Here is a 25,174-nt window from a genome sequence, read left to right on the forward strand (position 1 = left end):
AAATAATTAAATAGTTAAAAAATCTTTTTTTAGAACCCTCTTATTTTGTCTGACTAGTATAAACAAAAAAAGAGGTATTCTACATGATTTTAGAATACCTCTTTTTTGTACTAACGTACTTTTTTTTAATTGCTTCTTGTAGGAAGATGAGGGTGATTCGCAATCAATTTCTGTACGAATATATAACTATAATCGATATTTACAAATTAATTAATAATATTTTTCATGAAAAATAATAAAATAAATCCGAGGAGTACTACAGTCAAATGTAAGAATATAGCATTCACTTGGGGTTGCACCGCATTTAGCTGATTATTTATGGTATCAGTCGAAGCAGTATGAATTTCATTTATCTTATTTACCTGCTTTTGCAATGAATCAATTGTTTTATTCAGATATAATAAATTTTGATGCTGATTAGAAAACAATCGTTTTACTTCTTTGTCTGATAAAGCTTGTTTTTTCTTAATTACACCTGTTTTAGGTTCTTTGAGTGTCAACTCACTAACATCTTCTACTTTATTATTATTAACTTCAAAACTGTTATTCAGTCTATTTACCAGAAAAAAGATAAATACAATATAAGAGAATAAAAAAGTAGGCAGTATATATTGCACAAATATATCCAGCGCTCTAGGTTTTATAGCATTTTGTATGTTATTTATAGTACTGTAATTAGTAAAAAATATTGGCTCTTGTCTGTTTTCTCTATTCAATCTTTCGGTTTTAAGTTTTTCTTCTAAATCTATAAGTTCAAAGCGGTCTAATGTGTACACACCTAAACTTTCATTCAGCTTTTTATGATGCACCATCCAATTAAGGACTTCTTCTATTTGATATTCTGTAATGCTGGGATCTTTAAGTTTCCATAAAATTTCCCTTTTAGTCATTTCGCAAGGTTTGTCTTTACTTTCAAAATAAAATAATTCCAATATTATTTCGTGCAAATGTTTGACAGGTTCCCCAGTAGTAATAATTTCCATCATACTGTTATAGTAAAAGTTTTTTGGGTATATAGTAATATTTTATCTCTGCTTCCTCATTAAAAACTTCAAAGGCATTATTCCGCTGCATTTTTTCAAGCACTTCTAGTTTACTGTTTAAGAACACAAAAATGGATTTAAACTCTTCCGGCATTCTCTTAAATTTCCTAATATCCTTAATTCTAATTTCATGAAGATAGGAGTTATTTACAAACACCCTAGTTTTAAAATAAAGCAGTTCTGCCAATGAACTTCGAGATTTTATTGCTTCCGTTTTTTTAATGTTTTCAACAAAAAAATTACACTGTTCTTTAAAATTTGCTACATCAATTCTATTGATATTTTCCTTCGTATAATCTTTATTAATTAATTCCCTGTAGTTTTCAAGAAGCTGTCTAATTTCATTTTCTGTCAGCAGGATATTAATTTTATCTTCTAAAATACCCTTTAATGAATCCCTTGTTTTTATAACATAGGTTTCATTTACATAGTTTTTTGGTATATTTTTATTGGTCTTATCTTCATCAGGATCGGTACTAATAAGATCATTTATTTTTTGACTTGGCTGACTCCTCAGAAAACTAAATTCGTTTTTATATTGCGTGAGTGATTTTAATAACCCGTTATTTGTTTTTATTGTTTTAATTATGACACTATCAATCGCTTTATTTATGGTTTCAGGCGTTAATTCTGCATTTAATTTCGGAAAAATAATACCTCCGTTAAAATTACTTCTCAAAGGCGCATCATAGATAAAAGCATTGTCATATTCTCCGTTATAAGTAAACTCGTCATTTTTGACAATTAGTTTTGGATCAACAAAGTAATTCTGAATATTCTTTTTATTTGCATTACTCGCTTCATTCAAATACATTTTGCTTTGAAGAATAAAATCCTGACTGTCAGTCGTATTTTCATTTCCAAAAATAATAAATAGCAGTCTTGAGTTATTCTCTGCCATTTTTCTAAAATTATCCGGCAAAACTGAATTTATAGAACTATTTACACCTGCAAGGATAAAGAAGTTATTTTCAAAGCTGGCTTCCGGACTCAAAAATTGACTGATATTACTGTCATTATTAGGCAGAACATTTTCCTGAGTAATTTCATCAGGGTATTTAACACTTTTTTCGATTAATTCAAACCATTCCGAAAAAGACTTCGATTTTATTAAATAATAACTTCTTGGTCTTCCTTTAGCAATAAAAGAGTATGTAAAATTATAATTGGCATACTGGTCATTACTGATTGTAAGTTTTAGGTTTTGTAATGTCGAAAGTGTCTTTTTTAAATGTTGTCTTGTCGAATTATTATTTTCAAAAATATAATAGAAGTTGATAGTCTTGCTTTGCGTGGCTATCTTTTCAATTGTATTAATGCTGATATCATCTCCTTTTAAATTTGTTATCTTGTTTTTTTCGTGATTCCATATATTTATTGGAAGCATAATTTTTATTGGACTGTCAAACTTAATTGGTTTATTGGTCTGATTTTCATTAATAAAAAATGTATTCTTATATAATTCATTAGCCTTAAAAATAATTTTTCCCGAAGAAAACTCTAATTTATCTGTACTATTCAGCCTTACTACCCAGTCATCTTCTATCGGATTTAAATACTGTAATGGTACCCAGCCATACTTAAGATTAACAGTATCTTTAGCCATAATATCATCAAAATTAGAGACAAAAGCGGCATTAGTCGTATGGTTTATTTTATAGACATAAACAAAGTCATTTAGTTTTACATTTTTTTTAGATGCCAATTCTAAATTGGGATCATTTTTTAATGGCAGTACATTTTTTTTGACATTTACAGCACTAGAAAATAAGTTATCTAAGGTATTACAGGCTACAAAATACTTTACATATTTTAAGTTAGATTGATTTTGCACTGCCCTGCTGTATTCTATAAGATTGTCTTTTTTAATCCAGCCTAAATATTGCACTTCTTTAGCATTAGCAAAATGATTTTTTTTGTTCCTTAAGATTGACAAAGTACCTTTTGGTTTACCAATAAGCTTTTTGTCTGCAACAACAACTTCGTAATAGTTTTTATTTTCATCTATTACATACATTGGCAGCAGTATCTTTACTTTACTTTTTACTTTAGATCCAAAAGGTCCTTCGTAGATATTGTTATCATTCCTATCTGAAAAAACCAGCTTTAGTTCTGATTTTTCTTCTTCCTTTTGAGCTTCATTGTCGTAAGTATTGACATTTTTTTCTGTTTTTGTGACAATGGTTGTACTATTTTTTACCTGTGCGGTAATTGCATTTGTAATTACCAGACATGTCAAAAAAATATAGCTTTTTAAAGCGTTAATTTTCATTATTACTTTGTTTTTTTAGTTTTCTGGGTAATATTAATCTGCTTGAAGCATTTAATCGTATCCAGTTTCACGTCTTGAATTATTGTTGCATTTCCATCTAAATAATGAAGTCCTTGGCAGTAACTTAAAAAATCATTGTATTTTTCTTCGTTTACCACAACCACAACATCCGACAGATCGTTACAGATATAATTTCTTTTGATGTAATTAACCTGCTCTTTGTATGCTTTGGCATCTTTGGTACCAAGATTGGCAATAATCTGGAGTCGTTTTTTAATATCATTTATAACGATACCAGCAGAGTCTACAACTTCTGGTTCTTTAAATGGTTCGTATAATTGAAATATCTCTATTTCTTTTGTAATAGGATATCTAGTTTTATCTGTTTCTAATTTTACGGTATAAACTCCAGGCTTACTGAAAACATAAATAGCTTGTTTCTCATAAGAATCAATCGTTCCTGTTTCTCCAAATTCCCAATACCAATTATTAGAACTTGGCGAATAAGACGTAAACACGATTTCTTCGCCGACATATCCAAATTCTTCACAAAATATTTTTGGAATAGAATCCCTTGCTGTCATTCTCCTTCCGTTGACAATATTTATTTGTTTCGAAAAATCAAATTTGTTATCAATCTTCAGGGTTACCAGATACTTACCTGTTTTTTCATACGTATATTCTACGTTTTTATTACTTACAATTGAATCTCCATTACCAAAATACCAAACAGCTCTTTTATCTGATATTAAAGTATTGTCATTTATTTTAAACGATAATTTTTCATTTAACTCATATTGATGATTATCATTTTCGTCTGATATTGAAAAATCCAGATTGCTGATTTTTTTATTAAAAGGAAAAACCAATGCTACTACAATTAGAATTACAGCAACAATGAGCAATAGTATAACGACTGTTTTATTCTTAATGTTCATCTTTAAAATTTGCTTTACATTCGTTAAGGCTTTTTTGTATCAGGGTGTCATTTTTTTTGACGGTGCTTTGCTCTAAATTTATTTCTAAAAAAACATTTAAAAGATTACCTCCAATCAAACAGAAATTGTACGAAGAATGAAATTCATTGTCTTTATAAAGTTGTTTATAATCTGAAATACTTCGCTTTACTTCATCTATTCTTTGTACTTGATTGATATCATATTTTATAGTATCAATGGTTTTGAAGATTAGTTTAGATTTACCTGCATACTCCGATTTAATTTTCTGCATTTTTTCATAATCATCAATCCTGTTAAGCATATCTGTGTTATCAAAATTGGGTGTTTTAAATAAATATTTTGTAACACCAATATAAATTACAAAAGCACTTATGATAAATATCAAATTAAATTTTAGTTTCTTCCAATAGGTTTCATCCAATTCTATTGCTTTTTTCATGATATAAAACTATTTTTTTATATTTTCCTTATTGTGTTTTTCGATGCACTTTTCAAGCTGAACTTTATTAATATTATAACTTGTTTCATCTTCTTTCAAGACATCTATTCTAGTCTGTATACGCTGCAGTTCTACCAAAAACTCTTCGTACATACTAAATGAATTTGTCAAATCTGTTTTAGATTTTCGAATTTCGTTTTTAATTTCAAGTCTTTTTTCGTTTATCAAAGACTGAAGATATTTACGCTCGTTTAATGTTCTGTCTTTAAATCTCAGATCATTAACTTCGATTAAAATTTCGTCTAAGAGTAAATTCATTTCGCCTTGTTTTACAACAATGTTATTGTAGTACTTGTGCTTTTGTTCTAATTCTGCAGCTCCTTTGTCTGCAGTCATTAAAGTGATAAACAGACAGCCAAACATAAAGGCGAATGTCACAAAAAACATGATATAAAACTTGCCCTTTTGTTTTTTTATCTTTGGGTAATTAAGTGGTTTCATCGTTTAGTTTTAATCTAATATTGACCATGTATTGTTTCTTTGCGGAGCCGTTTTGGTTTCCTCACTAATAACGATGCTTTCTTTTCTGATTCCGATATGTTCCAGCTCGCTTAATTTTTGCCATAAACGTTTTAGAACTCCCAAAAACTGATTTAGTTTTTCTAAAGTCTGAGCAATATCATTATGATCATAAACTGCACTTTTTGCCTCAAACATTACACTGATTAGTTCAGACGGCTTAACATCCATCCATTCGTAGTAATATTGCAGCAATAATTCTTTTTCTTTATCATCCATAAGTGTTAAAGCAGAAAGAAGATGATTGGCAAGAATAATTATTCTGTCAAACATATATACAGGCGATTCTTCTGCAGCAATATTTTTAAAATAAAAATTATGATCTGCGTAATAATCAATTATTTTGGCACACAACTTAAATGTGTTAGATACTAATCTGTTATTTGATAAACTTTTCTCGTTCTTTTTATGGATTTTTATTGAAAAATCATTCAACAGATATAATTCATTATTTACTTTAGAAACAAACTGATTTAAAATCTCATCATTTTTTGTTTTTACAACCGGAACGATATATTTATTGTCTTCAACAAAGCTTCCGTTTTGAAAAGCTATTTTTTTGACAATCAAAAAGTAACCTTCTAAAAAATTATCATTAATATCTTTTTTATTGATGATGTGCAGTTTGATTTCTGGAAGCACATTTGGATGGTGCAGCGGAATCATTTCTGGATCTGGAATACCAACAGGAATCAATTCAAATGGGTTTACAGAAACCAATACATAATATTGTTCAAAAGAATTTCTATCAATATCATTTGCATTTATGCTCGCTTCTGGCAGTTTTGTACCATAAATTTCCTGATTAAATGAAATTAAATGTCCGTTTTTAACAATCAAATCGCATTTTTTCAAGTAAGCAACCAGTAATCCGCCTTCAATTTTTATATCGATATCAACAGATTTACTTCCCGCTGGAGCAATGCATCCGTAATTAAAATTATTTAAATGAACTTTATTGTAATCATTAACAATGGTTATATAGTTAAAGTAGTTATTTATAAAATGATCCTTGGTCAGTTTTACACCGTCTGTCCAATTAATTGGTAAATGTATTTTTGATTTCATATTCGATTTATGTTATTTGGTCTTGGGTTTACTTTAAAATATTTAATCTTCAATCTCAAACTGATATTTACTCAATGCAACTCGTTTTGCAAAAATGATTTGTTTGTTTCTGATTTTACCTTCCGAAATAGTCTGATGCGGACTTAAATTCCTAATAAACAATGGGTAATTAAAATACCTTGAAGTATAGAATATCCAGCCTGTATCTTCGTTTTCAGCACTAGATTCGATAGCATCATTAGGGAATCTGTAGTTTTGATCTTCTATGAATTTATCGAACCAGTTTCCTAAGTTTACGTCTTGTGCAATTTTTACATCAAATTTTGAGAAGAAATCAGAATCTACTTTTTTCTTGATATTAATAGATACCTGCATTAATCTAAATTTGTCAATATTGTCCCAGTAATCAAAGTCTTTACGCTCATTGCCCACTCTCCAAAATTCATAAAACGGATCAGGGATCTGTAGAAACTTTTTCTTAGATTCAACAAAGAATACAGGAACAAACATCCACAATACGTTTAGCATACTTATGTGCGCGTAATTGGATATTGTGACGTAATTAAATACTAAATAATAGATCCAAGAGGAAAGAATAGTAACAATTAAAAAAAGAAATATTTTTGCGGGTACACTATCCTGAACTCCAATATTTTGAAACATTGTGGTATTCATAAAATACAGCAATATCACACCTAATATTGAGTAATAAAACACAGACAACAATAAGCCCATCCAGATAAACTCATTATTAAAAAAAGCAAATAAACAAGGCAAAGCCGTTATTAATGAAAAGACTAAAACAAATATAATAGCCGATTTTGTTTTAATTTTTATACTTGAAAACTGAGTCATTATCAAAGTGATAATCAGTACAAGAAATGGCGCCAGTAAGTATTTTAAAAAAAAGGGTAAAAGTGTATTCATGTAATCAGTTTTTCTCTTAGTGGTAGTTTATAATATGGTATTAATGCCTAAATAGTTTTCATTTAATTTTACACCCAATTGGTAATTGTTATAAAATACAATGTCAATTCTTCTGTTACTTATAATAAAGTATTCCAATACTTTACGCGTCAATTTCATCTTTCTGTCTACAATAGAATAATCAACATTTCCGTCAAAATATAGAGAAACTTCTATATCATCTATTTCACTTTCTACAGCACCGCAAAGTCCTAAATCAAATCCCAATATTCCATCGCTTAATTCTAGAAATGGTGAGCTATTAAATACATGTCTTTTGTATTTCAGCTTAACCTGATTTTCTAATAGCATTTCTAAAACTTTTTCCAGCTCAGGAAGATTTTCTTTTAGTTTTTCAGACTCGCATAAAAAGATAAATAAGTTCTTTTTTTGAATTTTAGTCAACTTAAATTCAATCGAAATTAGTTCATCAACTATACTCAGAAATAAATCAATCTTATCATTAAACAAATGCAGACTTTTGATTGTAGAGTTTGCATGCGTAATAAAAAATTCATTATCAAAAGGCATAAAGAAATTTAACGCCTCGTTTTCTGCTTCTCTATTGGCTCTTACCGCTTCAACAATTTCTTTGTTAGACATTGTAGCGTTGCTGACAGATAACGGATGAAAAAGCAATTCTGGAAGATTATGATAAATACTGTTTTTTGCCAAATGCAATACGAGTCCCTCTTTAATAATTCCAGCATTTTCCTGATACAGCATCGATGATAAATCAATAGCGTCTCTAGAATTACTTCTTTTAGCAAGTCCTCTATGTTTTACAAAAATTTCTGTCTGATTTTCAAGACTTTTCTGCAGTTCATAGAAAATAAACTCTGCTCTTAGATTAAAATTTATCTGGTGTTTTAAAACCGTAATATCCTGTTCCATAACCTATTTCTTTTCCCAAATAAATTCATCCTCTTTTATATCCAGAACAATACTTTCATTTTCAAGTATGGCTTCGGATATAATTAATTTTGAAATTGTTTTTTTAAGATATGTCCTAACGGTTCCTGCGATAGGTCTGGCTCCATATTTTTTAGAAAAACCTTTGTTTGTTAAATATTCTAATGCATTATCAGACACCTCAAATGATATATTTTTAATGCTCAATAATTGCTCCTGCAAGCGTTTAAGATGGAGCTTAAAAATAGCTTTTGCGATTTCTATATTAATTGGTGCAAACGGTACAACTTCTGTCAGACGTCCTAAAAATTCTGGTCTGAAATGATTACTCATTATATCAATTAACTGGTTGGAAGTCGGTAGATGACCGCTTTCTATCTGCTCCTGAATCCATTGACTCCCAATATTTGACGTAAAGATGATTATTGCATTAGAAAAATCTCCTTCTCTTCCTAATTTATCATGAACCTTCCCTTCGTCCATTATTTGCAGAAACACATCATAAACAGAAGCGTGTGCTTTTTCGATTTCATCAAACAAAACAACCGAGTAAGGTTTCTGCCTAATTTTATTAACCAGCATACCTCCTTCTTCATAACCAACATATCCTGGAGGCGCTCCGTACAATAAAGCTGCCGAATGCTCTTCTTTAAACTCTGACATATCAAAACGAATCATAGCGTTCTCGTCGTCAAATAATAACTCCGCTAATGATTTGGTTAATTCTGTCTTTCCTGTTCCGGTCGGGCCTAGAAAAAAGAACGAACCAATTGGCTGTTTTGGGTTGCTAAGACCGCTTCGAGATTCTATAATAGCTTCCGAAAGCGTTTTTATAGCGTGCGATTGTCCTTTTACTCTTTCTTGTAATTTATCTTCAATTGTAAGCAGTTTTTCTTTTTCTCCAGCACTTATTTTTCCAAGCGGAATTCCTGTCGCATTAGAAACCACTGCCAAAATCTCCGATTTTGTAACACTTGAAATTTTTTCTTTTGCTATTGCTTCAATATCATTTGATAATTTTTCAATATCTTCAAAAGTGACAACTTCATTTTTAGTGTTTTGTGAATTCTCTACAACGGTAATTTTACTGGTCACAACACAGCTTATTCCATTATAAATTTCCTTTTTTATCAAAGTTATTTTTGACTCATCAGCAGGATCACATTCTTTTATCTGTTCTTTTATTTTTAGAATTTCAACTAATGAATTGGCATTCGAAACGATTACAGACGAAGCTGTTCTATCTAATAAATCGATTGCTCCGTACGGTAGTTTTTTCTCCTTATAAAATCGTTTTGACAAATGAATTGCTTCTTGTACAACTTCTGAATCAATAGTAATTTTATAATGTTTTTCGAGTTTTTCTTTATAAATATTCAAACATTCTACCAGAAGAGAATGCTCTAATTCTTCTATAAAAATATTTTCCAATTTGCCGTTTATAGCCGTTCCTTCTATTGATTTTCTATAAGAATCAGAATCAATTGAGGCGATAATATTAATACTGCCTTCGGTTAATTGCGTATTTATAATATTGATTACCGAATTTGATTTTGAATTTGAAGAATTCAGCAAAACCTGAATGTCATCAATAAAAAGGATGCTTTTTCCGTTTTTAGTTAATTTTTCGAAAATTTCGATCAGCTTTTTCGAAATTTCATTTTCACTGCCGCAATTAGCAACAAGTTTAGAAGTGTTTAAAGACAGAACCAATGTTTCTTCGAAGAAATTAGGATCTGTCTGGTGAAGATGATAAATAAGATTTTTTATGATACTTGTTTTACCAATTCCAGATTCTCCTATTAATAAAATTCCTTGATTTTCATATCGTTCTATGTTTTCAAGAATCAGTCTTACTTCTTTGTTTCGACCTATTATACTGCTGCCTTCTTCAATTATATTCTTTTTATATAATAAATCGCAGTAGTTGATTTCAAAAGCTTCCTGAGTTTCTGAATCTTCTTCTAAGCTGAAACTTTTCTGGGTGTTTCGCAGGCCAAAATGTTTCAAAAGCTCTTTATCGCTTAAATTTAATCCGTCAATCTGTTTATCGCTGTAGATTAAACCTGGTTTTATAATAGCGATAAATACACAAAATGCATCAATAGAATCTGATCCTAATCTGATTTTATTAAAATTTGATTCTGAAAAAACATTCTCAACTTCTGTATCTGCTGTAACGATATTATCGTTCTTTTGCGCAGAAGTATAAACCTCTTTTCTAACATCAAACCATTCTTTTATATACTCTATATCTTTAGAAAGTGTTCTTAATACTTCTACTAATCCAGTCGGCTCAAATAATAATGCATAAGCCAAATGAGCAACACCATAAGTACTGTGTCCGTCCTGAATTGCCAGGGATTTTGCAGATTTTATAGCAGACAGTAAACTTGGGCTGTAATCTAATTCATTCATAAATTTAGTTGATTGTTATTTGAAATGGAATATTCATAACGGATTGTTTTTCTAAAGTTTCCTTTAAAAACAATACAATTCTCTGCTTGTTTTCGATCTCTAAAAAATATTTTTCCTGCAGGATAACTTTTACATCGATAGTTCTAAATACTCCTTCTTTTCTCACGGTGCTAATCCCTACTCCATCTGTTATTATTACATCTTTTGTAATATCTCTAAGATGATAATGCACCGCAGATTTTATATCTTGTTTGGTAACCAATCGCTCTTTAGACAAAAAACCATATCTAAGATTAATTAGTTTTTCGACTTTGTTGTTTCTGTAAATACCGCCAAATGACTGGGTTTCAAAAACGGTAGCATCCTGAACCAATTCTGATAGAATCGTCTGTTTAAGCAGAGTTCCTTTTTTCACATTATTAGCCGCTTGTCCGTTAGAAGTCCAATAAGAGCAGTAGAGAATTTTAGATTTTTCGGTCTCGTGAATCAATGCATAAACTTCTTCTTCATCGTTTACCTGACTGTAACTAGAATTAATTTTGTTTTCAATTAAATTGATTTCTTCATTAATTTTAGACATCGTAGCATCGATATAATCTGCATTGATGTTAGAAAAAGCACCAATATCTTCTCGAAGTGCTCGAACTAATTTCTTTAGAAAAAACTTCGCATTCCTAGAATCATAATTTTCCAGTCCGCCGTAAAACAGCGTAAATGTATTTGAAGAAAGGACATTTGGCTGTTTAATACCGTTAATAAATTCGGTATTTTTTTCATTAAAAATTTTCTTGACATCTATAAAATGAGTGTTCTTTTCTGCCATCATCGGAAAAAGACGCCCTTCAACCTGAACATTATGAACTTTATTATGGAGTTTTCTATTTATAATTGGAAAAGTGTTGATTTTTATTTGAATTTTATCCAGTTCTTCTTTCGAAAAAATCTCAGGAAAAGTAAATTCCAGCCAAATTAATTTAGAATCTTTTTTGCTGCTTTTTATTACTTCTTTACTAATATTAAATCGTTCTAAAACAGATTCATATCTTAAACTTTCGGTATCTAATTTTACTTTATAAATAAAATTTCGGTAGAATGATTTTATAGTTTCTGTATAATGTTTATTATCTGGAACCTCATCAAAAGTTTCATTTTCTATTTCCAGAATATTTCCAGAAGTATCTTTTACCCTAACAAATTTTAAAAATCCGTCTAAAGGTGAATTATCTGTTATAAAGGTAAATTTTAGCGTATTTAATATTTCCAGATTTTCTTTAGAGATATCCAAACCAATCCAGATACTGTGGTCTTTTACTATGTTTTCAGAAGGAAGGACTGTTACATTTTTTGAAGAATCAATTAAAAAGGAGTTATACATTTGATAACTAATTTCGCCTTCAATAATATTTTCAGAGGTAAAAGGGGCAAAATAAAGATCAAAATTAACCGTGCTGGAGCTATTTGATTTTACTACAAATTCAATATCATCTTCAAGCAGCACAACACCTTTTACCGCTGCTGTACTTGCCAAAGCATGCGAAGGCATTGGCAGATTCCACTGACTCGGCACGATCTCCTGCGCAATACGCTCAATGATTTTATTATCAGACTCCACTCCTTCGTGGTGCAGATAATAAATTTCATTTACAAAAACTTCCAATAACATCATGACCAAAGGATCGGCCATTTTTATATCTTCAATTCCCCAGATTTCTAAGCACTTTTTTTGAATTCTATTTTTTATTTCGATAAACTTAACGTCCTGCATATATTTTTTTATTGTGATATTGGGGAAATATTCAATTTTGTTTGAAAATTAAACGGTATTTGACTTTCTATTATAGAACCTTTTACATTAATACTCACCTTTCTTCTGATGCTTCTAGTTAGTTCGCTGTCGTCAATTTCATCCAAAGAGATGATAACATTGCTTAGAATTAATCTTTTTTCATACTCAACAATTGATTCATAAAGCGATTTTCGAACTAAATCTTCCCAGTCTCTTTTCTTAATATGCTGATTAAATTCTAAGTCCCAAATAATGGTGCCGTACCGCGGATCTTCTGGGATTTCTCCGAAAGAAGTAGTAATTATCATCATAATATTATAAGCGATAGATTCGTCGATCTTACAAAAATTTTCCTGAGATCCTTTTAGTAAAGATTTAAAATTGACGGGGTACTTAAGATATTTCATATTAATTTATGATATATTGTTTTTTTTAACTAAAATACGATGCAAAATCGTTTTTACATAATATGGACAAAAATCTAAATAAATTACCTACAAATCAATTTATTTTAGAAGTTTTTTTTTATTATTTTTACACAATTAACTTAAAATATAGTATAATTATGAGCATGTTTAATTATGGTATTGGGGGAAATGAAGTTAAAGTTGATGCAAGCGAGTCAATTTTAGAAATTCCATCAAATAGAACATTACTAATTCAAAAACTTACAAATGAGCAGCCCGTTGCTCCCGAAGCAGTTTATGATTTACAAACGGTAGAATCTGTCTTTGAAAAATTCAAACCGACTGTAGATTTAGAATTTATTACAGAAGAAGGTTCTGATTTAAATGAAACAATGACGTTTAAAAATTTAGGCGATTTTGGAGCAAAATCAATTAAAGAAAACAGTCCTTTTTTAAACAAATTAAATACAGAAAAAGAACAGGCGTACAAAATTGTTAGACAACTTTCCAGCAACAGAGGTTTAATAAAAGCGATTCAAGATCCTGCTGTTAAGGAAGCTATTATTGAATTACTTGAAAACGCGAAAAACGAAATCAATAACACCAAATCATAACCATGGCTACCCAAACTCAAACTAAAGAACACAAAAGTCAAGTTTCTTCTAATGAACAATTACTGCAAGATTCTCCTAGCAGTAAAATCAACCTACTTAATGAATATGGAGGTTTTGCTTTCTTAGAAAATGTAATTGATGGATTATCAAACTTAAACCCAACCAGAAAAGCAAGAAAAAATATTTTCCTAAATGATACGCAATGGGAAAATGAAAGAACAACTCTAACCAATAAATTAGATTTATGGCTGGATTTGTTAAAAGGTAATAATTCGGTAGAATCTATGATTGAACAAGCAAATGCTAAAGCGGCATCTGCAGATTCAACTTTAAATAAGAACTTAAAATATGCTCTAAACGTTACTAGAGAATTAGAAACTTCTTATAGAAGTGTATCTTTATTTTACAAAAATACCGAAAGTGATAAAATTAAAAACGTAACGATTTTAAATGCAGACATTTCTCAATTAAAAGATTTAGACAACACTTTCTTTTTTGATTATGTTGCAAACGAATTAAAGCAAAATTTTGACCGATTAGATTTGAGAAAAAACTACTCTATACTTTCTGTGCCAGGCTATTTAGGCTCTAATGCCGTTCTAGATAAATGGTCTAAAATTGCACACGAAAACAAAGCTGTTTTACTAACCGATTTTCAAGATCTTGAAACACCAGACGACGTTATCGATATTTTCTTTAATGCAAATCATACTGGCGGCGATGTTCACAAATCAAACACTATCATGACTTGTAACTATTTGTTAGGAAGAAGCAAATATGACGAAGTAGGTGAAGAAGACAATTTATATGTACCGCCATCAACATCTTTAGCAGGTAAAATCTACAAGACTTTGATGTCTCAGGTTGTAGCTGGTAAAAAGTTTGGAGGTTTAAATGAAGTAGAAAGTGTTCGTTTTGATTTGAAAAAAAGCGAAATTTCTGAACTTGAAAAAATGGGACTTGTACCAATGGTTAACGAGTACAGTAAAATTATGGCTTTCTCTGCTAAAACATTATTTAATGGAGACAACTTAGGTTTACAAACTTATTCTGTTGTGAGAGTATTTGACCACATTACTAAAGTACTTTTTGATTTCTTAAACAGAAGAGCTTTTGAGAACTGGACTACTAGAACAGAAGCTGATTTAAGAAGCCAAATCATTAAATTCTTAGACGGAATTAAAGGGCCGACTAATCTTATTGAAAAATTTACTGTTATGAAAATCGAACAGGATAAAACTCAAAAAGACAGAATCTTATTAGACATTCATATCACGCCATATTTCCCTGCAAAAAGTTTCGTTATTCAATTGGACGGACACAAAGGAGACGGACCTGAAGAGGCTGTTTGGCATAGTGACTACAAACAAGTTTAGTACTTATAAACTTTATTATAGCACCCTAAAAATGAAAACTTTTTAGGGTGCTTTTTTTTATATAAACTTTATAATAATAATAGGAACAACCATATTTTGAACACAATTATTTACTTAGATTTTGTTTTGTGAAATACAAGAATATTCAACTTCCTTTAAATTTGTTCGCCATACGCTGGTAATTTCTGCCATTATCGACAATGCAATTTCTTCTGGAGTTTTACTTCCTATAGACAAACCTGCAGGGCCGTGAATTTTGTCAAACGCATCATCATCAATCATTAAATCGGCATCGAGAACGGCATTTAATAATTTTTCCCTGCGATGAACTGGGCCAAGAAGACCTATATAACGAACTTTTGAATTAATAATGTTGAATAAAAAACGTAAATCTTTAGAAAAATTGTGGCTCATAACTACAACAGCAGTATTGCTGCAAAATAAATTTTGATCCAAATCTTCTGGCTTTATAGTTAAAACCGATTTTGCAAAAGGGAAATCACTGCCATTTACACTACTGTATTCTGAACCTATTATGATAACTTCCCATCCTAGAAAAGAGGCCATTTGACTCAATTTTGCCGCGTCATGTTCTATTCCGAAAATACATAATCGGTTTAATGATTCTATTTTCTGAGTAAAAATCAGATTATTTGAGTCTTTTTCGTAGTTAGAATGATAAATAGTAGTGTTTTTAAATTCAAAAGAAGTTCCAAAATCGGTTTTACTTATTTCATCAATCATAAAAGAACAAGACAAAGAAAAGACTTCTCTTTGCTGAATTGCATTTTCTATTAAATGAAGAAGTTCATTATTAGGATGAAAAAGCTCAATCAAAATGTAAATACTTCCTTCGCAACCCAATCTGAAACGACCGTCATATTTAAATACTTTGGGACATCCAGAAGTAAATACACTGCTTGCTTGTCTGATAACTTCCTGCTCAACGCAACCGCCGCTTAATGCCCCCGTTATGTTTCCATATTCGTCAATAAGCATCTGCGTCCCTTCTTTTCGATAAGAAGAACCTTCTACATGCACAATAGTCGCGAGAGCTGTTCGTATATTCTTTATACCAGCTCTTTTGTATGACTCTATAATTTTTAAAAACTCGTGGGTCATTTATACTTCGTTTTTAAACTTTTAGGTACTAATTAATTATTGCCAAAAAGATTTTTATAGTTAATTTGAATGTATTCCAAAATTTGACTTGATGAAGGTTTTGGATTACCTGTCATATCTTCTAGAACATCTGCTATCAAGTGATGCAAGTCATTTACATGTAATTCACCCGCTTTCAAATTCCATTCTAACGGCTTAACTTCTGGAATATCCTCTTTACGGGCGTATTCCAATTCTAACAAGGATGAAAAATCAGGCGCTGCTTTATCTCTTTCGGTAAGATATCCTTGAAGATTAAAACAATTTTGAACTGTTTTAATAATCGATGAATGATCAAATGGCGTATAACCATCCGGCCTTGCAATAAGTCCTTTTTTGATGTATGGATTTACAACAACACAAGGTACACGTACCCCAAAACGATTGAAAAGGAATCCGTCCTGACCCGCTCTTTCGTCTGTATACGGATTTTTTGCGCCGCTTGGGGGCGCAACATGATCGTAAGTTCCTCCATGTTCATCATAAGTGATTATAAACATCGTGTTGTCAAAAACTGGCGAGGATTTTATCATATTATAAATGTCTGCAATAAGCTTTTCACCTGCACGAATATCTGTCGGCGGATGTTGATCGTTTTGTTCTTCGCCTCCATAATTAGGTTCTAAAAAGGAATAACTCGGAAGATTGCCGCTTTGACATTTTGCTTCAAAGTCTGATAATGTTCCAAAATTATTATTGTATTTAGCATCGTGCAATTGTGTCATGATCAATCTAGTAAGCGAAAAATGATTGTCTCCAAATTCTCCGTCTTGATCTTTAGAACTGGCAAAAGCATTATTCCCAAAAATCCCCCAGCTTAGATCATTCCTTCCGCTATCAATAGCATCCTGAATCTGATTAAAAATAGTTCTCGCATCGCATTGTGCTACGGGATTGTTATTGACATGTCCTGTAGAAGTTGCTGCGTGAACAAAATCACGATTCGGAATTGTCTGGCTGGGTACAGAGCAATGATAATGATCGCAGACAGCAAAACTCTTCGCTAATTCACTTAATACAGGAGTTTGTTCAGGAGTATAACATTTCATAATCGCACGAGGATTTGTCGGATCATCGCCAAAACTAAAAGCGCCATAAAGCATCGCATTTTGATAATTTTGAACAAATCCCGTATTAATCGCCGGCGGTGCATATTGCTGTGCTACATTATACTTTTGAAACAATTGATAATTGGTATCTTTAAAACCTTCTCCCGGATCTGGATTTGGAAGTGTAAAATCTACTGGATTCGGAATAAATTCGCCTCTTCTTTTTTTAGGCTGTCCATTTTTTTCAATCATTACTTTTTCAACAAAAGGAATTCCATCTGAATCTATATTATTGAGCGGATTCCAAAGATCCTTTGTCAGACCTTCGAACTGCTGATTGTGAGGCGGAACCTCATCGGCGTAAAGCCAGCCTAATAAATTATCAAAAGACCTGTTTTCTAACATTAACACGACAATGTGCTTAATTGTATTTTGTAACTTATCTTTATTCGATGTAAGATATTGGTTCATTTTGTATCAGTTTTTGGAGATAAAGAAGCAGCAATTTTTATCTAATGTGTTGCTGTGATTAGGTTCTGTGCATCAACTCTTGTGTGTCCTGGAGGTGCCACAATAAGGTCTGTTTTTGACAAAGCTTCCCATAATGTACTGTCTTGAAAAGCAATAGTGCCACCTCCACGTTTTTCCTGAGAAACCATTCGATTAATATCTCCCACACAAACCCAGTCTGAATCTACCGTAACTGCCCATTTCGCATGATCGTGTGTTTCTGGCCAGTTCCACGGAACTCCAAGCGGACTTAAGTCAATATACTTAACATCAAAGGTTTTGTGAATACCATCACTATCCAATGTTGGTGGAATTTTACCTCGAATCCAAGTTTCCACATTAATATCTGCTCCAAGTGCTGGTCCAACTAAATCATTCCAAAAATCTTTATTCCATTTTTCATTTTTTGCAATAACTTTAAAGTCAAATCCGCCGCGGGATTTATAAGACAGTACATCCGAATCTCCTGCTGGATTTGGGTTTAATGGCTGACTAAGAAGATAAAGCGGATCATTTTTATCTAATGAATCGGGTATATTCGGAATATAAACTTGCGGTACTTGATGGTTTGCCATCTGAGCAGCAATTTGACCTGCAGTTTCAATATCTAAAGAAATACAAAGATACGTTTGTCCGTATTCCGGAGTCGGCATTTCTGTTGCGCCTGCATCTGCATATTTAGGCCAGGAATGCAGCATCCATAAAGCAGTTTTTGTGTTGGTATCAAAAGCAATTACGCCTTTAGTATGTCCAAAAGTACTGCTGTCTGTTCTTTTAGCATCTTCAGGCATTTCATCATTATAAAGAATCCATCCTGTAGTCGGCGATGGAGAATCAAAAACTGCTTTTAATGTAAGATCAAGGGCTCCTTTTCCATCTGTCAATAAATTAGGAGATTGAACCACTTTTTTAATATTTGGGTCGTAATAAATATATTCGTAACCTGTAGCAGTCGGATCGTTTACTGTTTTTCCAAGTTTTGGAACTTTATATGCAAACCACCAGTCAACTGGCTGTCCATTTTCGTCCAATGCTGAAATTCCATTATTATTAGTAGTATTAGCCATTTTTTATAAGTTTTGAAAGTGTTATAAGACAATTATACCGATTCAAATATTGCAAACTTGAATCGGTATAGTGTGGTGAATTTTTAATTTTGAATGTAAGATTTACTTATTAGGAGCAACATCTCCTCGGCGGATAGGAACATGCACCGCTTTGTATTGAGACGCAAATTTTCCTTTATCATAAGCTTCTTTAGCGGTAAAGAAATTTTCTAGCGCAATTGCAACCTGAAATGAGAAATCGGTTGAATAGACATTCGGATCCATAGAAGTACCGCAATCTATATTTTGAAACCATTTCATCCATTCATCACTACCACCTTGTTTAGGAGGAGTGGCACCTCCATCTGGAGCGGCACCATCTGGTACAAGAGAAGTTACTGCCGGATATTGAGCTGCGTTATGGCATGACATACACGAAACTGTATTCAAATCTGCTGGTCCATCTAATCTACCATTCCATCCAAGGTGCTGAGGAGGAAGATTTGGACTTTCGAAAATTACGGTTTCTTTCAAATCTTTATTTACTTCTGTCTTGATTGGAGGATATGGCGATGTTTTGTTAATTCTGTTTTTAGGATCATTACCCCAAGTAAGTCCAACTGGAACAAGGTTCATTAATTTGTTTTTATTATTTAATTTACCATTGTAACAGAAAGTTCCGAATACCCACCCAGTACCTTCAGGATTGCTAGGGCTTCTGTCAGCTCTTGGATCACGAACAGAAATATCCATTTGTAAAAGATGCACGTCAGAAACTGCTCTGGTTGTAGATTTCCAGAAGTTTTCTGTAATATACGCTTTCCATGTCAACGGATTTACAAGATAATCTACGAAATCAGTTCCTTTAGGCGCATCTGTAAAAAGTAGTTTTACAAAAACAGTTCCTGTTGGGAATCCGCCATCCTCATAACGTTTATCCAATACTTTTATATTTGGATTTTGCGGATCTTTCCACATTCTGTACATTGCATAACCCGCTTTATCATTGATTAAAGTAATAGCATAAACAGAATAATCTCCGTCAACACCTTTCAATCCTGGCCCTAATTGAAGAGGTCCTAGAGGCGCTTCTTTAATAAGACCATGAAAACCTTCAGTTCCTCCATTTGGCGGATAAGCACCTTCTCCTTCTACACTTGGATGCAACCACGGAATATGATACCAGTTGCGAACTTTATTTTTGTATGGATTCCATTCTTCTGTATTTCCTTCAAAACCATAATCGCGAACAGCTTCTATGTATTTTAAAGGTTCTTTTTTGAAATCGATATCCAAAAACTTAGGCATTTCTTTAGGTAATTCCGTTGGAAAATCTGTTTTTAGACGAAATATTGGCTGATCAGAGTATTTCTCTCTATATTCCTTAGGGCTAACCATATAACCGAAATCGGGAAATCCGTCCTCTTCATAGTTTTGTTTTTCTAACGCGGCCAAAGCTTTGGACGTTTTTTGTTCTTCAGCTGCCGGTATCTCTTTTTTTTCATTGCAAGACGCAAAAAGAATAGAAGCTGCGATAATAATAGATCTTAGTTCTTTCATTAGTAGATAATTAGATTTGTTCTTAATTTATTGTTTTTTGGTGTGTTCTTTTTTTGATAATTATTCTGTGAAATCTTTTAAGGTTACTTCACTAGCCCTACGCACTTCCTGCACTGTTGCTGGTGCATCAAAGCGGAAAAGCGGCTCTAAATTACGTTCTGTTCTTGAGGCACGTATAGCGTCTTTTATAGCAAAGAATACACTATTAGCAAGCACTAACGGAGGCTCGCCAACTTCTTTTGCAGAAAATATTTGATTAGGATCTGGTGGAATACTGCTTACAGATTCTTCATCTCTTGGAAAAAGAAAAGTATTCATTTCCAGTGGAATAGTTGTCACAGCAGGAATTTTGTAACGCCAAGTGTTAGTCGAATTCAATCGTCCGATATTTGGACCTTCTGTTTCTGACACTAATTTTTCGGTCATCAAATAGCCGATACCTTGTACAAAAGCTCCTTCGATCTGACCTATATCGATAGCAGGATTCAGACTCCATCCCATATCGTAAATAATATCAGAGCTTATGATTTTAACCTCTCCAGTAAGAATATCGACTTCTGTAACAGAGCATGCTACTGAATAAGTAAAACCGACAAATGAATCAACGCCTCCGCCAAGAGTGGCATTTTTAACACGTTCTATACCTGGAATATTGGGCTGATCAGCTTCTGTTTTAAAGGTCATTGCTGGAATCTGAACTTCACCTCCTTTTATTTTAGTATTAAAAGAAGCAATCAAATTAACACGCTGCGATGCTGCAAGATTGACAAGTTGCTGCCAAATCATTATTTCATTTCCGCCGCTGGTTTTAATTCGTTTCGACCAGCCTTTGTTTTCTCCTGCACCGTAGTTCCAGAAATCTATGTTTTTGCTTTTACACCACTCTTCTCCATTTTCTTTCAGCATTTGATAACCAAATTCCATTAAGCGGGCACGCATGTCTTCGCAAGTCTGTTTTACAGCTTCACAAGAATATGGTGTTCCTGTCGAACCTCCTGTACTTGTTGGGTTTGGAGTGACATTTGTATTTACACTATCAATGTAAATCATTTCCATCGGAATGCCCAAAACATAAGACGCTACTTGTTGTGCCTGAGTGACTAAACCTTGTCCGATTTCAACACCTCCCTGATGAATTATAACAGTTCCGTCACTTGAATTGACAACCACAATAGCTGCAGATTGTTCTAAGGCAAGTAAATTATATCCTGAACCGTATTTTACAGGAATCATAGAGATACCTCTTTTTACCCATTTATTTTGTTTATTGAAATTTTGGACTTCTTCATATTTAGCTTCAAAATTGGAGACATTTTTAGCATAAGCCCATACTTGTTTCATGTAACAATAAGTAAGCGCTTGTCCGAATGGAGTCACATCACCGCGGTCGTAAAGATTTTTTTCGCGCAGATCTTCTGGCCTCATATTGATTGAAACGGCAGCATCATCAATGGCATTTTCAACAATATTTTTTCCTTGAACATCTCCAAAGGCACGCATCGCGGTACTAGGAGCGGTATTGGTTCGGCATACATCAATCTGGCTTTCGAAGTTTTTAATCTTGTATGCATTGTCTGTACGCAGCTGAATACAATTGGAAACAATAAAAGAACAGTCATAAAATGCACCGCCGTCGCCCCACATTTTTAATTGAAAACCATGAATGATTCCTTTGTTTTCTTTTTTATACTCTCCTTTATCAACAGCAATTTCATATTCTCCGTAATACGCATGACGTTTTCCTATCATCGCGGTATCTTCATCACGAGGTATTGCTAATCTAACGGGAGTTTTAGTCGCTTTTGCCGCAACAGCAGTTGGTCCAGCAACAAAACGGGTTTGTTCTGTTTTTCCTCCAAAACCTCCTCCGACCGGAGGTATTTTAATTTCAACTTGATGGTGATACATTCCTAATGCAGAAGCAACTGTATCATGCATGGCTCCTGGACTTTGTACTGATGGCTCAACCTTAATACGTCCTTCGTCTATAGGAGTTGCCACACAAGCTTGCGGTTCCATGTAAAAATGAGCCTGACCTCCACAAAGTTGTGAAGAGGTAACAACGGTACACGGAATATTATCTACCTCATCTTTTCTTTTGTTAATTTCTCCCTCACGTATCAGTTTTTCAGGCGCAATTGGCTGATGATTTTTCACCCAGTCAAACTGACTTCCCGGACGGGTTATTTTCCAAATATGAGAAGCAAAAGAAGCTGAGACAGGCGCATCTGGAAAAATGCTTCCTTTCTTGACAGCATCTAATAAATCAATAATGGGTTCGCTCCATTGATCTGTCCAAGGAGCACCTGGTTTGGTGTACTGAACACATTCTGTAGAAACATGTGCTGCAATTTTGATAGCATCCTGCTCATTTGAAGCAAGTATCATCGCAATAGATTGCCCCACATAACTCACTAATTGTTCTGCAAAAAGCGGCTGGTCACTTCCCATTCCTTGGTAATTACGCCCTCCGTTTTTAATATTTTCGTAGGTAATAATATCTGTAAATTCTGGGAAAGTATCTTTTAGATAGGTTCTTAATTCGGCTATTGTAGCGGTTTTATTTTTAATAGCAAACGAATAGTTCATCAATGCTCTCTGGCTTTGTACAAATGCACCGTTTAAAGTAAGCGGCGATATCGGAAGCTCATGTGTGTAATGCGTTTGTCCAGAAGTTTGGTACATCGCTGTCACCTTGATATAAGGCTGTGCAACTGGTGCTTTGTAGTCTTGTGTTTTATAATTTTGAACACCATCACTTACCGGCCAATTTCCCCATTTATTTTCTGATAATGAAGCCAGTTTTTTCGGAATAGAAACTCCTCTTACTGTTAACGCATTCACGATCGATTTGTAGAAAAATGAAACGGCTAATTGTGTACGATATTCTAAAGTAAAACCTTCATTAGGAACTTCTTTCATTCGCTCCTCCTGAGCAACAAGTTCTTCGTAAACTTCTTTTGCCAAAGTTTTTGAAAGTCTGTCAACATCTTTTAATGTCAACTCTTTATCTTTCATTTCCTTTTCCGTTTGACTTGCTCGCCACGGATACGCAGCGATCCCGCCAAATACAATTGCTGCCGATTTAACAACGCAATTTTCTGTAATATTGAAATTTGTAGCAGTATTTACGATACTGTGAGCATTTACTTCACGAAGTGCTACTTTTTGAGCAAATACAACATCATTGGTATCTTTTAAAGGAATTTCATAGGCACTTAAAACAATATTATCCGCAAGTTTCGGATCTTTTTTAACTGCTTCTACAAGTTCTTTGGCTGTTTTTGTATTTTCTTTAAATTCGCCTTTTTCGTCTAATAAAAAGTAACTTATTTTAGTATCTACAGCGAATAAAACAGTAAATAAATCAGATGGAAATGGTTCACCTGTACCAATTGGAATATGCTTTAAAACCAGCATAGTGTTGCCGCCAATTGTAGCTGCATTACGAACAATACGTCCCGCAGTTCGGCGCGCCATATAATCTAATGCTTCCAAAGTAGTGATATCCGATTTGGATATTTTTTTGGCATTAAATTTAGCTTCGTTAATTCCCTCCGAAAGTATCTTAATTAAGTCGCTGTAAGTCGTACTAGCCGACACTTGAAGGCGTCCGTCTGTTACTTTGTTTTTTGTATTTAATTCGGGAATAAAACGAATGTCGATATAAAAAGTTTCATCTAAATATTCATTTTTATAAATGCCATAAGATGTATTAGCATGTACAAGTCGTATATTTTTGTTAGCTTTTATAGTTTTTGCCAGCTCTGATAATGAAGTTGGAGTTGCCCAACGGCTGGTTGAAACTCCAGAAGCAGGTTGCTGTGCCTCTACAGGAAATGGAATCTCCACATTTGCAGGAAGCTGTGCCTTAGTAACAGGATCTAGTTTACATGGCATTCTCTTTTTTTCATCAGAAGCATCCCAATCTGAAGCAAAAGTTTTCATACCCGTAAGGATAGAGCGATAACCCGTGCAACGACATAAATTTCCATCAAATGCCTGCTCAATCTCTTTTTTGGTTGCAGTTGGATTGTTATGTATAAATTCAGACATGTTCATTACAAATCCGACACTGCAATAACCACATTGACTTCCGTTGTTTAAAGCCAATTGATAAGCAACCGGATTTACTCCTAAGTGCGTTTCTTCAGATGGAAATTCAGATATGTCTTCTATAATTTTTACCTCGGCAGAACAGGCTCCGTTTACAGAACTTTTAGCAATATTGACAGCATTTTGAACCGCAGCACGTTTCTCATCTGCTTCTTTTTTTGCCGCTTCCAATACAGGAGAATCGTCTTCGTCTAACGTGACTACAGTACGGGTAGAACTTGATTTTTGTACTAAATGTTTAGGATCAGGTTTACGTGCTGCACCAGTTCCCTCGACAGTCGTAATCGAAAGTCCTCCTATAGAACATACGGGTCTAAGACAAGAGTTTATAGCTAAATGATTGGCTTTGTTTTCTTCGTTATCCCATTCAGATAAAATAACTGTACAGCCACCGCAGCCACCTTGGCCACATGGCTTTTTGGGGCCGCAAAGACCTACTTGAGGAGATCTTAAAAAATCAATCAAAAGTAAATCTGGTGATGGATTTTCTATAGTTGTAGATTTTCCATTTAGAAAGAAATTTACAGTGTTTTTCATATTAGTAAGTGAAATAAATTGATTTGGGTTTAATTTTTTTAAACTTTTAAAGAATGAAATAGTTCAACCATTAAATAATTTAAAAGCTGAAAGCTCCTAATGAACAAAAATGTTGATCCTGATATGGAATCCTTTTGTTATTATTCTCTATCCTAGATTTTGAGATCTTCAATAATTAATGGCGTGTAGAAATTTAAACTTATTAGCTTTTTTATTAAGAAACAGGAAGATCAGTTCCCATAACCAGTATATACTTCAAACATTTAACTAATAATCTATAACAAATATAATATGCCGTTTTAAATCAGAATCGCGTATTAATACCTGATTTTAAGATTATCCTTAATAAAACACGT

The 25,174-nt window shown here is 32.9% G+C and carries 18 protein-coding genes; 2 read left to right on the forward strand and 16 right to left on the reverse strand.

Features of this window, described 5'->3' with window-relative positions; all coding sequences use genetic code 11:
- Positions 1-206: 206 nt before the first annotated feature.
- From ACFSC2_RS16490 to ACFSC2_RS16540, 11 genes are read right to left on the reverse strand one after another with little or no spacing between them, the layout of a single operon-like run.
- Positions 207-986, reverse strand: a complete 780-nt coding sequence (locus ACFSC2_RS16490) for a DUF5457 domain-containing protein (protein WP_379817201.1) — start codon at positions 984-986, stop codon at positions 207-209.
- 4 nt (positions 987-990) lie between these two features.
- On the reverse strand, positions 991-3,315 hold the full coding sequence (gene tssR / locus ACFSC2_RS16495; protein ID WP_379817200.1) for a type VI secretion system protein TssR domain-containing protein: 2,325 nt from the start codon (positions 3,313-3,315) through the stop codon (positions 991-993).
- Positions 3,316-3,317: 2 nt separating this feature from the next.
- On the reverse strand, positions 3,318-4,253 hold the full coding sequence (locus tag ACFSC2_RS16500; RefSeq protein ID WP_379817199.1) for a PKD domain-containing protein: 936 nt from the start codon (positions 4,251-4,253) through the stop codon (positions 3,318-3,320).
- Positions 4,243-4,713, reverse strand: coding sequence for a type VI secretion system TssO (tssO, locus tag ACFSC2_RS16505; protein ID WP_379817198.1), 471 nt, complete (start codon positions 4,711-4,713; stop codon positions 4,243-4,245). Before tssO (ACFSC2_RS16505) ends, ACFSC2_RS16500 begins: the two co-directional genes overlap by 11 nt.
- 9 nt (positions 4,714-4,722) lie before the next feature.
- Positions 4,723-5,214: a type VI secretion system TssO gene (gene tssO, locus ACFSC2_RS16510; protein WP_379817197.1), complete on the reverse strand. Its 492-nt coding sequence runs from the start codon at positions 5,212-5,214 to the stop codon at positions 4,723-4,725.
- A 9-nt stretch (positions 5,215-5,223) separates the two neighbouring features.
- On the reverse strand, positions 5,224-6,360 hold the full coding sequence (locus tag ACFSC2_RS16515; protein WP_379817196.1) for a hypothetical protein: 1,137 nt from the start codon (positions 6,358-6,360) through the stop codon (positions 5,224-5,226).
- 42 nt (positions 6,361-6,402) lie between these two features.
- The gene (locus ACFSC2_RS16520) at positions 6,403-7,287 is read right to left on the reverse strand and encodes a TssN family type VI secretion system protein (RefSeq protein ID WP_379817195.1); all 885 of its coding nucleotides are present in this window, start codon (positions 7,285-7,287) and stop codon (positions 6,403-6,405) included.
- Positions 7,288-7,314: 27 nt separating this feature from the next.
- The gene (locus ACFSC2_RS16525; RefSeq protein ID WP_379817194.1) at positions 7,315-8,220 is read right to left on the reverse strand and encodes a hypothetical protein; all 906 of its coding nucleotides are present in this window, start codon (positions 8,218-8,220) and stop codon (positions 7,315-7,317) included.
- 3 nt (positions 8,221-8,223) lie between these two features.
- Complete coding sequence (locus ACFSC2_RS16530) at positions 8,224-10,656, reverse strand: AAA family ATPase (protein ID WP_379817193.1); 2,433 nt, start codon at positions 10,654-10,656, stop codon at positions 8,224-8,226.
- Positions 10,657-10,660: 4 nt separating this feature from the next.
- The gene (locus ACFSC2_RS16535; RefSeq protein WP_379817192.1) at positions 10,661-12,421 is read right to left on the reverse strand and encodes a hypothetical protein; all 1,761 of its coding nucleotides are present in this window, start codon (positions 12,419-12,421) and stop codon (positions 10,661-10,663) included.
- Between the two features lie 8 nt (positions 12,422-12,429).
- Complete coding sequence (locus ACFSC2_RS16540) at positions 12,430-12,849, reverse strand: GPW/gp25 family protein (RefSeq protein WP_379817191.1); 420 nt, start codon at positions 12,847-12,849, stop codon at positions 12,430-12,432.
- Positions 12,850-13,007: 158 nt separating this feature from the next.
- On the opposite strand from ACFSC2_RS16540, the gene ACFSC2_RS16545 reads away from it, so the two are divergent.
- Entirely contained in the window at positions 13,008-13,463 is a 456-nt protein-coding gene (locus tag ACFSC2_RS16545; RefSeq protein ID WP_379817190.1) for a hypothetical protein, read from the forward strand.
- A gap of 2 nt (positions 13,464-13,465) precedes the next feature.
- Positions 13,466-14,839: a DUF5458 family protein gene (locus ACFSC2_RS16550; protein ID WP_379817189.1), complete on the forward strand. Its 1,374-nt coding sequence runs from the start codon at positions 13,466-13,468 to the stop codon at positions 14,837-14,839.
- Between the two features lie 114 nt (positions 14,840-14,953).
- On the opposite strand, the gene ACFSC2_RS16555 is transcribed toward ACFSC2_RS16550, so the two are convergent.
- From ACFSC2_RS16555 to ACFSC2_RS16575, 5 genes are all read right to left on the reverse strand, one after another.
- Positions 14,954-15,961 carry an XdhC family protein gene (locus ACFSC2_RS16555; RefSeq protein WP_379817188.1) on the reverse strand — a complete coding sequence of 336 codons (1,008 nt, stop codon included), beginning with the start codon at positions 15,959-15,961 and terminating at the stop codon, positions 14,954-14,956.
- A gap of 32 nt (positions 15,962-15,993) precedes the next feature.
- The gene (locus ACFSC2_RS16560) at positions 15,994-17,520 is read right to left on the reverse strand and encodes an alkaline phosphatase family protein (protein WP_379817187.1); all 1,527 of its coding nucleotides are present in this window, start codon (positions 17,518-17,520) and stop codon (positions 15,994-15,996) included.
- Between the two features lie 41 nt (positions 17,521-17,561).
- Entirely contained in the window at positions 17,562-18,626 is a 1,065-nt protein-coding gene (locus tag ACFSC2_RS16565; RefSeq protein WP_379817186.1) for a deoxyribonuclease II family protein, read from the reverse strand.
- 102 nt (positions 18,627-18,728) lie between these two features.
- Positions 18,729-20,165, reverse strand: coding sequence for a hypothetical protein (locus ACFSC2_RS16570; RefSeq protein ID WP_379817185.1), 1,437 nt, complete (start codon positions 20,163-20,165; stop codon positions 18,729-18,731).
- 60 nt (positions 20,166-20,225) lie between these two features.
- On the reverse strand, positions 20,226-24,818 hold the full coding sequence (locus tag ACFSC2_RS16575; RefSeq protein WP_379817184.1) for a molybdopterin cofactor-binding domain-containing protein: 4,593 nt from the start codon (positions 24,816-24,818) through the stop codon (positions 20,226-20,228).
- Positions 24,819-25,174 lie beyond the last annotated feature (356 nt).

The sequence above is a fragment of the Flavobacterium artemisiae genome, from assembly GCF_042678225.1.
Taxonomy (GTDB): Bacteria; Bacteroidota; Bacteroidia; order Flavobacteriales; family Flavobacteriaceae; genus Flavobacterium; species Flavobacterium artemisiae.